Raw genomic sequence first — 13,591 nt, 5'->3', positions numbered from 1 at the left:
ACATTAACCCCGGCTATTTGGCTTAAGTGTTATTTACGGCTTAAAACAGCGTAATAGTACAAAAAACGTCTTCTCTTCTAACGTTTGGTCCTATTGCCTGACTGTTTTCGTTGATATACGATGCGCTAATTGCCACTGCCTCTGGCTTGTAAAATGAAAGTCCATTTATCTGCCGACTACCAGTCGGAAACCTGGTTTTATCCAGCATACTCTCCGACGGGCCAACTGACCGCGGTGGAGCTGGTTACGCAATTTGTTCATGATAGCGCGCCTATTACGCTGCCTCAGGATCTGCTGTTGCCACAGTTAGATGATGCTCAGCAATTGCGTTTGCTCCAGAGCCAGCTTTCATTGCTGGAAAAGTACCGCGACTTTTTTGAGCTTAATCAAATTATCGCTTTGGTTCGTATTGATGATTCGATGGCAAATACGCTTTTATCCAGCGAGTTTTTGTTAAGGAAATTCAAACAAATTTCTTTTCTTGTTTTGGATATCAGTGAAGCATTTCCACAATTATCATTGGGTAAAGAGCAACCGTTGCTCGCGGCTTTACAGCGGGAATTCCGCTTATCGCTTTCTCAATTTGGTGCAGGAAAAGCACCGGCAACCGCGGTGTACGATAATCTGTTTAGCGTGCTAAAACTGGATAAAACCTTTATTCAAGAGTTGGCTAAACGTGCATCGTTTACGCCATTTATTCAGACGGTTATCGATAACTTTTCGGATTTTGCCGAGCAAATTATTATTTGCGGCATTGATGATAATTTAATGCTGGAAAAAATGACCACGCTTCGCGGCGCACATCTGCAGGGTAGCCTGTTTCCGGTGGTAAAAGCCGACCGATTAAGCGATCTCATTTATTCCGATCTTAATTTACACACGCCTTCTCAGCAGTAATCCTTTCACCTGTCATCCTGGCAGCGTCAGCGTTACACTCTTCCTTATGTTAAAAACTCAATGCTGGTGCCTTATCTAAGTGCACCTTCAGGAGTATCGATGCAATTTACTAATAGCTGGCAGCAAGAATTAACTGGATTCTACACCGCACTGGACCCAACGCCGCTGGCGGGAGGACGACTGTTTTACCACAATGCTGCGCTGGCAAAGGAGATGGGGTTAGATGATGCTCTGTTTCAGGGCAGCGGTCATGGCGTGTGGTCAGGACGTGAAATGCTGCCGGGTATGTCGCCGCTGGCGCAGGTCTACAGTGGCCATCAGTTTGGCGTCTGGGCCGGGCAGTTGGGTGATGGACGCGGTATCTTACTCGGCGAGCAACAGCTGGCGAATGGACGCAAGCTTGATTGGCACTTGAAAGGCGCGGGGCTAACGCCTTATTCGCGTATGGGTGACGGACGCGCCGTCATCCGCTCCAGCGTGCGCGAGTTTCTCGCATCAGAGGCGTTGCACCACCTTGGCATTCCTACCACGCGTGCGCTGGCATTAGCGATTGGTGATGAGCCCGTACTGCGTGAAACCCAGGAGTGCGGCGCGATGCTAATGCGTATCGCCGAGAGCCATTTGCGTTTCGGCCATTTTGAACACTTTTATTACGGCGGCGAGCAGGACAAGGTACGCATGCTGGCGGATTACGCTATTCGCCATCACTGGCCCCACCTGCAGGATGAGGCCGATCGCTACCTGCTGTGGTTTACCGATATCGTGAAACGCACCGCCGGATTAATAGCACTTTGGCAAAGCGTTGGCTTTGCACATGGCGTGATGAATACCGATAACATGTCGATTCTTGGCTTGACGCTGGATTATGGGCCTTATGGATTCCTTGACGACTATCAGCCCGGTTACATCTGCAATCACAGCGATTATCAGGGGCGCTACGCCTTCGAGAATCAGCCAATGATTGGTCTGTGGAATCTGAATCGCCTGGCTCACGCGTTATCCGGCCTGATGACCACCGAGCAGCTCAAGCAGGCACTAAGCCATTATGAAAGCGAGTTGATGCGCGTTTGGGGTGAGAAGATGCGTGCCAAACTCGGTTTGCTGACCGCAGAAAGTAATGACAACACCATCCTGACCGGCTTGCTGGCGCTGATGACGGCAGAGCGCAGCGATTACACGCTGACTTTCCGCATGCTTAGCGAGACGCAGCAGGATGAAACCCGCTCGCCGCTGCGTGATGAGTTTATCGACCGCGCCGCTTTTGATGGCTGGTATAGCGATTACCGCCAGCGCTTGTTACGCGATCAGGCTAGCGACGAGCAGCGTCAGACGGTGATGAAGGCGGCCAATCCAGCGCTGGTATTGCGCAATTATCTGGCGCAGCAGGTGATTGAAGAGGTAGAGAAAGGCGAAACGGCCGCATTAGAAAAGCTGCATAACGCACTGCAACAACCCTATAGCGATGCGGCCGTGAGCGCGGAGCTGCGCCAACGGCCGCCTGAGTGGGGCAAAACGCTTGAGGTAAGTTGTTCGAGCTAGGCGTTAATTAAAGCGGCTGTCGACTGCGGCAGCCAGTTTCTCCAGCACCTCAGCGCTCTCTTCCCAGCCGAGACACGGATCGGTGATTGACTGACCATAGATCAGCGTTTCGCCGCTGACCACTTTCTGATTCCCTTCCTGCAGAAAACTCTCAATCATCACGCCCGCGACCGCTCGCGAACCGGCGCGGATTTGCGCCGCCACATCATCGGCGACATCCCGTTGGCGACGATGCTGTTTCAGGCAGTTGCCATGGCTGAAGTCGATCACCAGCTGTTCTGGCAGATTGAAATCGCGCAGGTTGGCCGCCGCCGCCGCCACGTCTTCAGCGTGATAGTTTGGCTGACGCCCGCCGCGCAAAATGACATGACCATGTGGATTGCCGCTGGTTTGATAAATGGTCATCTGACCGTTTTTATCCGGCGACAGGAACATATGACTGGCGCGTGCGGCGCGGATCGCATCAACCGCGATTTGCACGTTACCGTCAGTGCCGTTTTTGAACCCCACCGGGCAAGAGAGCGCTGAAGCCATCTCACGGTGTATCTGGCTTTCAGTGGTGCGAGCACCAATGGCGCCCCAGCTAATCAGGTCGGCAATAAACTGGCCGATCACCATATCCAGGAATTCGGTGGCGGTCGGCATGCCCAGCGCGTTGATGTCCAACAGCAGTTTACGTGCGATAGCGATGCCGCGATTCACATCGTAGCTGCCATCCAGATCGGGATCGGAAATAAGACCTTTCCAGCCAATCACGGTACGCGGTTTTTCGAAGTAGGCGCGCATCACGATCTCCAGCCGATCCTGATGACGTTCACGCAGTTCATTCAGACGTGTAGCGTATTCAATCGCTGCTTTAGGATCGTGTAGCGAGCAGGGGCCAATAATGACCAGCAAACGCGGATCTTCGCCAGTCAGAATACGTGCAATACGTTGACGGGCCGCGGTAACGTTGGCGGCGATTTCCGCCGAAATAGGATGTTCTTGCGCGAGCGCAGCTGGAGTCAGCAGGCTGCCGATGCGCGCAGTGCGCAGTTCATCAGTCTTGTTCATTGGGATTCTCAAAAAATGGTTCTTCGCAGCGGTGAAATACCGGGAAGTGATGGTGATCACAATAAACCATTAGCCTGCGAATTCAACCTGCTAAAAACAAAGGTCTTAAAACAAGACGGAAGCCAGGCTTTACGATCGTATTACCGATGAGGTCACCATAAATGGCGACCCTACGTTTACAGAGCTGGGTTTTCGTAGGGTGCGCATTCATGCGCACCTGCATAATCAGGCAATGATTTGCTTAAGTGAGCGGCATTACGCCATAAATGGCGACCCTACAGAAGGCAGTTAATACATGCTACGACTCAGGCCCATGATATCGAGGATTTTGGTGGCAATCTCTTCCACCGAATAGTTGGTACTGTTGAGGTAACGAATTTGGTTGGTGCGGAAGAGCGCTTCTACTTCTCCCACTTCCAGACGACATTGGCGCAGCGAAGCGTAACGAGTATTTTCCGCACGCTCCTGACGAATCGCTTCCAGACGTTCCGGATCTATAGTTAATCCAAACAACTTATGCTGATGCGCACGCAGCGCCGGCGGCAGCTTCAAATTGTCCATATCATCGGCGATAAACGGATAGTTAGCGGCCCGCACGCCAAACTGCATCGCCAGGTACAAGCTGGTGGGCGTTTTACCGCAGCGCGACACGCCAAGCAAAATTACCTGTGCATCTTCAAGGCCGCGCAGGGAAATGCCATCGTCATGCGCGAGGGTATAGTCGATTGCCGCGATGCGCGCGTCATATTTGCCAAGGTTACTGGCAGTCAAACCATGCGTACGGTGCGCCACCGGCATCGAAGCCACACCTAATTCGCTTTGTAACGGTGCCACCAACGCTTGCACGATATCCTGACAAAAGCCTTCGCTCTCCAGGATAATTTCACGCACATCGGGCGTGACAATCGAAAAGAATACCAGCGGCCGCACGCCGCTCTGCTGATAGAGTGCATTTATCTGCGCTTTCACAGCTTGTGCACGCTGAACATTCTCCACAAAGGGTAGCGTGACGCTGTTGGTGATAACCGGGAACTGTGAAAGCACCGCGTGCCCCAGCACTTCGGCAGTGATGGCGGTACCATCAGAAATGTAGAAGACGCTACGTTCAGTGCTCATAGTCTGCTTAACCCTCATGTCTATAAATGACAGATATCATCAACCTTACTATTTCATTTTAAAGTGATAAGAAATGAAATATCCATACTGTTTACTGCTCGTTGGCGAAAATGAGCACGTTGATAATCAATATTAGATGAAATGCTGTTTTGAAAAGCGTTATTTTCGCGCATTTTCTTTTTCGCGCATGAAATAAAGTTTGCAGGCGTTGCGCAACGTAAATCAATCGCTAACCCTCTGAAAAAGGGAAAAATAACGATATAGCAGTTTGTTAGCGTTAAATAGGCCGTTTGCGCAACATCATTAATTCTGGGTACTAATCCTATTTTGCTGCTCTTTTCCTGCTTTAACGATTCAACACTTAGTCTTTATTTATGGGTTGTGCCAAGCTGTTTCTGCGAATAGCAAAATGTTCCATGTGTGAACCAATCATTTAAAAGGATAATCTCAATGTCCATTCAAGACCAACAGTCGCTAGTGCTCTGGTACAACCAGCTTGGCATGCATGATGTTGATCGGGTGGGAGGCAAGAATGCTTCCCTCGGAGAAATGATTACGAATTTGTCGTCGCTGGGTGTTTCCGTTCCCAACGGTTATGCGACCACATCTTACGCGTTTAATCTGTTTCTCGATCAAAGCGGACTGAACCAGCGCATTTATGATTTGCTGGATAAAACGGATGTTGATGATGTTGCTGAGCTTGCGCAAGCGGGTAAACAGATTCGTCAATGGGTGGTGGACACGCCATTCCAGCCTGAGCTGGAAGCGGCGATTCGCAGCGCCTACGAACAACTCTCTGCTGATGATGCCGAAGCCTCCTTCGCTGTGCGTTCGTCGGCCACCGCCGAAGATATGCCCGATGCCTCATTTGCCGGTCAGCAGGAGACTTTCCTGAACGTGCAGGGCTATGACGCGGTGATTATCGCGGTTAAGCACGTATTTGCTTCCTTATTTAACGATCGCGCCATCTCTTACCGTGTGCATCAGGGCTACGACCATCGCGGCGTCGCGCTCTCTGCAGGTATTCAACGGATGGTACGATCGGATCTCGCATCGTCCGGCGTGATGTTTACCATTGATACTGAATCGGGCTTTGATCAGGTGGTGTTTATCACCTCGGCGTTCGGTTTGGGTGAGATGGTAGTGCAAGGCGCTGTCAACCCGGATGAGTTCTACGTGCATAAACCGACGCTGGCAGCCAATCGCCCAGCGATTGTGCGCCGTACCATGGGCTCGAAAAAGCTGCGCATGGTCTACGCCGATTCACAGGAACATGGCGAGCAGGTGCGCATTGAAGACGTCGAGCAAGAGCAGCGCGATCGCTTCAGTTTAACCGATGACGAAGTGCAGGCGCTGGCGCGTCAGGCGGTGCTGATTGAGCAGCACTACAAGCGCCCAATGGACATTGAGTGGGCGAAAGATGGCCACACCGGTAAGCTGTTTATTGTGCAGGCGCGGCCGGAAACAGTGCGATCTAATGGCCAGGTGATGGAGCGCTATACGCTGCAAGGCAAGGGCAAGGTCGTAGTAGAAGGACGCGCCATAGGCCATCGCATCGGTGCCGGTGAAGTTAAAGTTATCCATGACATCAGTGAAATGCACCGCATTGAAAAAGGCGATGTGCTGGTCACTGACATGACCGATCCCGATTGGGAACCGATCATGAAGAAAGCCTCAGCGATCGTGACCAATCGTGGTGGACGAACCTGTCATGCGGCCATTATCGCCCGTGAGCTGGGCATCCCTGCCGTAGTGGGTTGTGGTGATGCGACCGACCATCTGAAAGATGGCCAGAAGGTGACGGTGTCCTGTGCCGAGGGCGATACCGGTTATGTGTATGGTGAACTGCTGGACTTTGAAGTCACCAGCTCGCAGGTGGATACCATGCCGGATCTGCCGCTGAAAATTATGATGAATATCGGTAACCCCGATCGCGCCTTCGACTTTGCCTGCTTGCCGAACGAAGGTGTGGGTCTGGCGCGTCTGGAGTTCATCATTAACCGCATGATTGGCGTGCATCCGAAAGCGCTGCTGGAGTTCGATCAGCAAACGCCTGAGCTGCAGCAGCAGATTCGCCAGATGATGAAAGGTTTTGATGATCCAATTGAGTTCTACATCGGTCGTCTGACAGAAGGGATTGCCACCCTGGGGGCGGCGTTTGCGCCGAAGCGCGTTATCGTTCGTCTCTCTGATTTCAAAACTAACGAATACGCTAACCTGGTGGGCGGCGAGCGTTATGAACCGGAAGAAGAGAACCCGATGCTGGGATTCCGTGGCGCCGGCCGCTATGTGGCAGACAGCTTCCGCGACTGCTTCAAGCTGGAGTGTGAGGCGGTGAAACGCGTGCGCAATGAAATGGGATTGACCAACGTCGAAATCATGATTCCCTTCGTGCGTACAGTGGATCAGGCCGAAGCGGTGGTTGCGGAGCTGGCGAAAAATGGCCTGAAGCGCGGCGAAAACGGTTTGAAGGTCATTATGATGTGTGAAATCCCTTCAAATGCCTTGCTGGCAGAGCAGTTCCTCGAGCACTTTGATGGCTTCTCGATTGGTTCCAACGACATGACGCAGCTGGCGCTGGGTTTGGATCGCGACTCCGGGGTAGTGTCAGCGCTGTTTGACGAGCGTAATGATGCCGTTAAAGCATTGCTTTCCATGTCCATTAAAGCCGCGAAGAAACAAGGTAAATACGTGGGGATCTGTGGTCAGGGTCCATCTGATCATCAGGATTTTGCCGCGTGGCTGATGGAGCAGGGCATTGACAGCCTGTCCCTCAATCCAGACACGGTAGTAGAGACATGGCTGAGTCTGGCAGAGCTGAACGCCGCGAAACACTGATCAAGAGGAATAAAGACACGTTAGAGGTGAATCTAATGTGTTCTTGATGAAATCATTAAGGCCAGCGCTGCTGGCCTTATCTTTTTACGTGAAAAACAGGCAAAAAAAAGCCCATCACAGGGGATGGGCAAAGACTACACACAGCAATTCTTCACTTTACTCAGGGGAATAAGGTTGTTTAGAAATCAGTAGCTTGATTTCAAACATAGGAAACATGTTATTCATCAGGCCTTGTGGCGTCTTTAAGAATCCTCTTATTAGTTTAAAGCTGATAATCTTTCATGGTCATTTTCATCGGTGTACCCCCTTGATTCAGTCCGAAAAATAATCATTCCATTAGCCAAACCCCGCTAAAGCCGCTAAAACATCGTTTTTTCTTAAAAATCGCTTATGAAAAAAAATAATTCCTGCAGGGTAATGACCGATGATGATGAAGTGGCATTAGGCCGGTTAAAGTAAGGCCAATCTAAAGCGGAGAAATTGCAATGTCGCTTTGCAGAGCGTAACGCTTACGGGGCGGGGGTAAAGCGGGTCGCCGTTCATGCGCGGCGACCCTACAACGGTGCGCGACAAAACTTAATGTGGGTGTTCTTCGTGATCGTCAAGCGCTTCGATAGCCGTTTGCATATCATCATCCGGCTCGGGTGCTTCATGCATCCACACCGTTACCAGGCGATAAGAGACCGCCAGCACCACGGGACCAATAAACAGCCCAATCATGCCAAAGGCAATTAAGCCACCAATGACGCCGGAAAGAATCAGGATCATCGGCAAATCCGCGCCCATACGAATCAGTACCGGCCGCAGCACGCTATCCAATGTGCCTACCACGCAACTCCAGACTAATAGCACGGTGCCCCATGTGGTATCACCGCTCCAGTACAGCCAGATAATGGCCGGGACCAACACCACCAGCGGGCCGAGTTGCACCAGGCAAGTAAGAATCATCAGCACGGTTAATAATGTGGCATAGGGGATACCGGAAATGGCCAGGCCAATGCCGCCGAGCACGCCCTGTACCAGCGCCGTGACCACCACGCCCAGCGCCACGGCACGAATCGCCTGACCTGCCAGCAGCACGGCGGCATCACCGCGGCGACCACTCATACGGTAAGCAAAATGTCGGATGCCTTGCCCAACTTGCTCCCCGCGCCAATACAGCAGCACGCTGAACAGCAACATCACGACGAGATGCATCATGAAGCGGCCAAAGTGTCCGGCCTGCGCCACAAAGAAGCCGGTAGTACGACCTATATAGGGTTGTACCTGGCTCAACATCGCCGATCCTCCGCCATCCACTAATTTGTGATAGCTCGAATAAAGCTTGTTGCCACCATAAGGAATGTCACGTAGCCAGGCAAAATCGGGCATCACCAAATGGCGTTGCGTTGCCCAGGCGATCACCGGCGCGCTGTTATCAATTAAGCTGCTTACCAGCAGGGCGATAGGAATAATGAACAACAGCAAGAGCAGTAGCGTCATGGCAATAACCGCCAGCGAGCGTCTTCCCCACATCAGCTGTTGCAGGCGGATCATCAATGGCCAGGTAGCGATCACCACCATGCTGGCCCAGGCGAAGCCCAGAATAAACGGCTGAACCACCCACAGACAGGCGACGATCATGATCAGAATGAACATCAACGAGAACAGCATTTGCGGTAAATCCATACCGCGTTGCAGGCTTTTCATCACAACATTTAACCTCGATTGAATCCTTCAGAGTGGGGCTGAACGGCCCTAATTAATGATGATCTATTTCCGGGAAATTAAACAGGAAAAGCAGCGGCGGCCATGCGCTTTCCTGAAAAAACAGCGTGCGGCAAAAAAGTATGATAAAACCAAGGGCTGAAAAAAATCACGACGCAAACGTTTACAACATCTCGGTCACTCAATAATGATCCCACAGATTTCTCAGGCACCGGGCCTCGTTCAACTGGTGCTGACATTCCTGCAGTCCTTAAAAGAGCAAGGGTTCACTGGCGATACGGCCACCAGCTATGCCGATCGCCTGTCGCTATCCACCGATAACAGTATTTACCAACTGCTGCCTGATGCGGCGCTGTTTCCGCGATCGACGGCTGATGTGGCGCTGATTGCGCGTCTGGCCGCAGAAGCGCGCTTTAATAGCCTGGTCTTCACCCCGCGTGGTGGTGGCACCGGTACTAACGGGCAATCGCTTAATCAGGGCATCGTGGTTGATATGTCGCGCTACATGAACCGCATCCTCGAAATCAACACCGAACAGGGTTGGGTGCGGGTTGAAGCGGGCGTGGTGAAGGACCAACTTAATGCGTGGCTAAAATCTTACGGCTTCTTCTTCTCGCCGGAACTCTCTACCAGTAACCGCGCCACCTTAGGTGGCATGATCAATACTGACGCCTCCGGGCAAGGTTCGCTGGTGTATGGCAAAACCTCCGATCACGTCGAAGGGCTGCGCGCGGTGCTGTTGGGCGGCGATATCCTCGATACGCGCGCGATGCCAACCGAACTGGCAGAACAGCTGGCGAGCACGCCAACCGCTGAAGGGCGCATCTATCAGCAGGTATTAACGCGCTGCCGTGAACAGCGCAGTTTGATTCTGGAAAAATTCCCTAAGCTGAACCGCTTTCTCACCGGTTACGATCTGCGGCATGTGTTCAGCGATGATCTGCAAACCTTCGATCTCACGCGCCTGTTATGCGGTGCGGAAGGTACGCTGGCCTTTATCACTGAAGCGCGTCTTGATATCACGCCCATTCCCAAAGTGCGTCGTTTGGTGAATATCAAATATGATTCGTTCGACTCGGCGTTACGCAATGCACCTTTTATGGTGGAAGCCAAAGCGCTGTCGGTGGAAACGGTTGACTCGAAAGTATTGAACCTGGCGCGTGAAGATATCGTCTGGCACTCGGTGCATGAATTGATTACCGATGTGCCAGACAAAGAGATGCTGGGCCTGAACATCGTGGAGTTTGCCGGTGATGATGCCGAACTGATCGAGCAGCAAATTGCAACGCTGTGCCTGCGTCTGGATGCATTAATGCTGCAGCAATCCGGCGGCGTCATTGGTTATCAGCTGTGTAACGATGTGGCCGGCATTGAGCGCATCTATAACATGCGCAAAAAAGCGGTGGGCCTACTAGGTAACGCCAAAGGGCGCGCTAAGCCGATACCGTTTGTTGAAGATACGGCGGTACCGCCAGAACAGCTGGCCGATTACATCGTTGAGTTTCGCGCGCTGCTCGACAGCCACGGCCTGAGTTACGGCATGTTTGGCCACGTGGATGCGGGCGTGTTGCACGTGCGTCCGGCGCTGGATATGTGCGATCCGCAGCAGGAGCTGTTGATGAAGCAGATCTCCGATGAAGTGGTCGCGCTAACCGCCCGCTACGGCGGTTTATTGTGGGGCGAGCACGGCAAAGGTTTCCGCGCACAGTACAGCCCGGCATTCTTCGGTGAAACGCTGTTCAATGAGCTACGTCGTATTAAAGCGGCGTTCGATCCCGACAACCGCCTCAATCCTGGCAAGATCTGCACACCGCTGAAGAGCAACGAACCAATGATGCAGGTGGATGCGGTGAAACGCGGTACCTACGATCGTCAGATTCCCGTCACGGTGCGCAATGAGTGGCGCGGTGCGATGGAGTGTAACGGCAACGGTTTGTGCTTCAATTTTGACGTGAACAGCCCGATGTGCCCGTCGATGAAAATTACCCGTAATCGCATTCATTCGCCGAAAGGCCGCGCCACGTTAACGCGTGAATGGTTACGTTTGCTCTCTGAGCAGGGGGTTGATCCTCTGCAACTGGAACATGCTTTGCCCAAACAGGGGGCCAGCCTGCGCACCTTGATTCAACGCACGCGTAATTCCTGGCACGCGAAGAAAGGGGAATATGACTTCTCCCATGAGGTAAAAGAGGCGATGTCGGGTTGTCTGGCCTGTAAAGCCTGTTCGACGCAGTGCCCAATCAAGATTGATGTGCCGAATTTCCGTTCGCGCTTTTTGCAGCTTTATCACACCCGCTATTTGCGTCCAGTGAGCGATCATCTGGTGGCAACCGTTGAGAGTTATGCGCCGTTGATGGCGAAAGCCCCTAAGGTGTTCAACTTCTTCCTGAAACAGCCGTGGATGCGCGATATCAGTAAAACGCACATTGGCATGGTGGATTTGCCGCTGCTGTCATCACCGAGCCTCAAGCAACAGTTGAGCGGTCATCCGGCGATGAACCTCACGCTGGAGCAGCTAGAGGCAATGGAGACCACACAACGTGAAAACTGTGTGCTGGTGGTGCAGGATCCCTTTACCAGCTATTACGAAGCGCAGCTGGTGACCGATTTCGTCAAGCTGATCGAAAAGCTCGGTTATCGCCCGGTGCTACTGCCGTTCTCTCCCAATGGCAAAGCGCAGCATGTAAAAGGCTTCCTGCAGCGCTTTGCGCGTACCGCCAGTAAAACCGCAGATTTCCTCAATCGCGTGGCGAAACTTGGCGTGCCAATGGTGGGCGTCGATCCGGCAACCGTGCTTTGTTATCGCGATGAGTACAATCAGGTGCTGGGTGAGCAGCGCGGTGAGTTTAACGTGCAGCTGGTGCACGAATGGCTGCACACGGCGCTGGCTGAGCGTGCGGTGCAAACTGCCAGCGGCGAGGCTTGGTATCTGTTCGCGCACTGCACCGAAGTAACGGCACTGCCGTCCACGCCGAATCAGTGGCAGGGCATTTTTGCTCGCTTTGGCGCAAAGCTGGAGAACGTCAACGTGGGCTGTTGTGGCATGGCAGGTACTTACGGCCATGAGAGTAAAAATCTGGAGAATTCGCTGGGGATTTACGAGCTGTCATGGCATCCAAAGCTGCAAAAGCTGCCACGTCAACGCTGCCTGGCTACCGGCTTCTCCTGTCGCAGTCAGGTGAAGCGCGCGGAAGGCAACGGGATGCGTCATCCGTTGCAAGCATTACTGGAAATGATGTAAACAAATTGTAGGAGTCGTCACAAAGCTGGATTAGAATATCCAGCCTGCGTGACGGACGAAATCACTCTGCAGGCGGGTAGCTTGATCCCACTCGCCGCTGAGCGCCAGTTGATGACACAAACGTGTTAATGACAGGCGCGCCAGTTGATAGGCCTGAATGCGAAATAAACGGTCACGATCGGCATTGCCCATCTCCTGGACTAAGCGGTGATGGAGCTTACCCATGGCGTGCAAAAAACTGAGGTCGTCACCATTTATCTCACAGATTTCTGCCATGTCGAGACAGGTGTCATTGAAACGGCGCAGTTGTTCGAGAGTGCAATCGGTGCGGTTGAGCTTTGCCTGAGCCATATAGAAGTCCACGGTGATATCGCGCACCGCAAACTTATAGTCGTCGATTTTATGTTGTAACCAGGCTGAGACGGTAAGCGTCATATCGCCACCTTAAATAGGTTAATGATAATCATTATCATATTCAACCGTGTCAGGAATGCAATTCCCGCCGTGAATTTTATTGATTCCCTCTGCCTGTTAATAAAATCGGCAATAACAATTTCTTTACATACTAGAAAGGCGTAACCTATCAATTATGAATGAAACGTAAAATTGATTTATAAAATTTTACGCCAATTTAAGGGGTTACGTTGCAGTGGTGCGCACGGGAATGCCGCCGTCAATCTGCTTTGAAGCGACTATGCTTAATAAAGCAGCAGTAAAAATAGCACGAGATGATTATCCCTGCAAAACAAGAGGTTGAAGTGATATCTGATATCACTACCATAGGGGGATAGCCTGAAAAGGCCCAGACTTACGAGGTAGCACAATGTCATCAGTTAATGCCGACTCTTTTTCACCCGAAGATTTCGTCTGGAAAGGGCTCACGCTGACCGAATCGGCAGCGAAACAGATTCTTAACCTGGTAGAACAAGACCCTGAAGTCAAGGGTTTGAAACTGGGTGTGAAAACGTCCGGCTGTGCCGGTTTTGGGTACGTTATGGACCTGGTGAAAGAGCCTGCCGATGACGACCTGCAGTTTGAGCAGTTTGGCGCAAAACTGTTTGTGCCGCTTCAGGCGATGCCGTTTGTTGACGGTACCGAGCTGGATTATGTCCGCGAAGGCCTTAACCAGATTTTTAAATTCAACAACCCTAAAGCTCAACACGCCTGCGGGTGCGGTGAGAGCTTTGGCGTCGAGTAAGT

9 protein-coding genes and 1 other RNA gene are annotated in these 13,591 nt (G+C 52.1%); 5 read left to right on the top strand and 5 right to left on the bottom strand.

The window, feature by feature from the left end:
* The first annotated feature begins 153 nt into the window (after nt 1-153).
* Both CRO19_RS00555 and CRO19_RS00550 read left to right on the top strand, forming a co-directional pair.
* Nucleotides 154-897 carry an EAL domain-containing protein gene (locus CRO19_RS00555; RefSeq protein WP_097094115.1) on the top strand — a complete coding sequence of 248 codons (744 nt, stop codon included), beginning with the start codon at nt 154-156 and terminating at the stop codon, nt 895-897.
* Nucleotides 898-996: 99 nt separating this feature from the next.
* A complete protein-coding gene (locus CRO19_RS00550) occupies nt 997-2,436 on the top strand; it encodes a protein adenylyltransferase SelO (protein ID WP_097094114.1) in 1,440 nt (479 codons plus the stop codon).
* A 3-nt stretch (nt 2,437-2,439) separates the two neighbouring features.
* Here CRO19_RS00550 and CRO19_RS00545 read toward each other — a convergent pair whose 3' ends face one another.
* Nucleotides 2,440-3,489 carry a 3-deoxy-7-phosphoheptulonate synthase gene (locus CRO19_RS00545; RefSeq protein WP_097094113.1) on the bottom strand — a complete coding sequence of 350 codons (1,050 nt, stop codon included), beginning with the start codon at nt 3,487-3,489 and terminating at the stop codon, nt 2,440-2,442.
* Nucleotides 3,490-3,777: 288 nt separating this feature from the next.
* Nucleotides 3,778-4,605, bottom strand: a complete 828-nt coding sequence (ppsR, locus tag CRO19_RS00540; RefSeq protein ID WP_097094112.1) for a posphoenolpyruvate synthetase regulatory kinase/phosphorylase PpsR — start codon at nt 4,603-4,605, stop codon at nt 3,778-3,780.
* Between the two features lie 450 nt (nt 4,606-5,055).
* Between ppsR and ppsA the strand changes: the two genes are divergently transcribed.
* Nucleotides 5,056-7,443 (top strand): phosphoenolpyruvate synthase, encoded by a 2,388-nt coding sequence (gene ppsA, locus CRO19_RS00535; RefSeq protein WP_097094111.1) that lies wholly within the window; start codon nt 5,056-5,058, stop codon nt 7,441-7,443.
* 99 nt (nt 7,444-7,542) lie between these two features.
* Here the strand turns inward: ppsA and rprA are convergent.
* Together rprA and ydiK are read right to left on the bottom strand one after the other, a co-directional pair.
* Nucleotides 7,543-7,650: antisense sRNA RprA (gene rprA / locus CRO19_RS00530), an RNA gene on the bottom strand.
* A 369-nt stretch (nt 7,651-8,019) separates the two neighbouring features.
* Entirely contained in the window at nt 8,020-9,132 is a 1,113-nt protein-coding gene (gene ydiK / locus CRO19_RS00525; protein WP_097094110.1) for an AI-2E family transporter YdiK, read from the bottom strand.
* A gap of 205 nt (nt 9,133-9,337) precedes the next feature.
* Between ydiK and ydiJ the strand changes: the two genes are divergently transcribed.
* Nucleotides 9,338-12,391 (top strand): D-2-hydroxyglutarate dehydrogenase YdiJ, encoded by a 3,054-nt coding sequence (gene ydiJ, locus CRO19_RS00520; RefSeq protein WP_097094109.1) that lies wholly within the window; start codon nt 9,338-9,340, stop codon nt 12,389-12,391.
* A 30-nt stretch (nt 12,392-12,421) separates the two neighbouring features.
* Here ydiJ and CRO19_RS00515 read toward each other — a convergent pair whose 3' ends face one another.
* Nucleotides 12,422-12,826, bottom strand: a complete 405-nt coding sequence (locus tag CRO19_RS00515) for a hypothetical protein (protein ID WP_097094108.1) — start codon at nt 12,824-12,826, stop codon at nt 12,422-12,424.
* Nucleotides 12,827-13,214: 388 nt separating this feature from the next.
* On the opposite strand from CRO19_RS00515, the gene sufA reads away from it, so the two are divergent.
* Entirely contained in the window at nt 13,215-13,589 is a 375-nt protein-coding gene (sufA, locus tag CRO19_RS00510; RefSeq protein WP_097094107.1) for a Fe-S cluster assembly scaffold SufA, read from the top strand.
* Nucleotides 13,590-13,591: the final 2 nt, after the last annotated feature.

The sequence above is a fragment of the Candidatus Pantoea floridensis genome (assembly GCF_900215435.1).
GTDB classification, from domain to species: domain Bacteria; phylum Pseudomonadota; class Gammaproteobacteria; order Enterobacterales; family Enterobacteriaceae; genus Pantoea; species Pantoea floridensis.
This window is presented reverse-complemented; position numbering and strand designations above follow the sequence as displayed.

What these genes read in the sequence shown, in the direction of transcription:
- CRO19_RS00545 (WP_097094113.1), bottom strand. Translation starts at nt 3,489, where the DNA reads ATGAACAAGACTGATGAACTGCGCACTGCGCGCATCGGCAGCCTGCTG.
- CRO19_RS00515 (WP_097094108.1), bottom strand. Translation starts at nt 12,826, where the DNA reads ATGACGCTTACCGTCTCAGCCTGGTTACAACATAAAATCGACGACTAT.
- ydiK (WP_097094110.1), bottom strand. Translation starts at nt 9,132, where the DNA reads ATGAAAAGCCTGCAACGCGGTATGGATTTACCGCAAATGCTGTTCTCG.
- CRO19_RS00555 (WP_097094115.1), top strand. Translation starts at nt 154, where the DNA reads ATGAAAGTCCATTTATCTGCCGACTACCAGTCGGAAACCTGGTTTTAT.
- sufA (WP_097094107.1), top strand. Translation starts at nt 13,215, where the DNA reads ATGTCATCAGTTAATGCCGACTCTTTTTCACCCGAAGATTTCGTCTGG.
- ydiJ (WP_097094109.1), top strand. Translation starts at nt 9,338, where the DNA reads ATGATCCCACAGATTTCTCAGGCACCGGGCCTCGTTCAACTGGTGCTG.
- CRO19_RS00550 (WP_097094114.1), top strand. Translation starts at nt 997, where the DNA reads ATGCAATTTACTAATAGCTGGCAGCAAGAATTAACTGGATTCTACACC.
- ppsA (WP_097094111.1), top strand. Translation starts at nt 5,056, where the DNA reads ATGTCCATTCAAGACCAACAGTCGCTAGTGCTCTGGTACAACCAGCTT.
- ppsR (WP_097094112.1), bottom strand. Translation starts at nt 4,605, where the DNA reads ATGAGCACTGAACGTAGCGTCTTCTACATTTCTGATGGTACCGCCATC.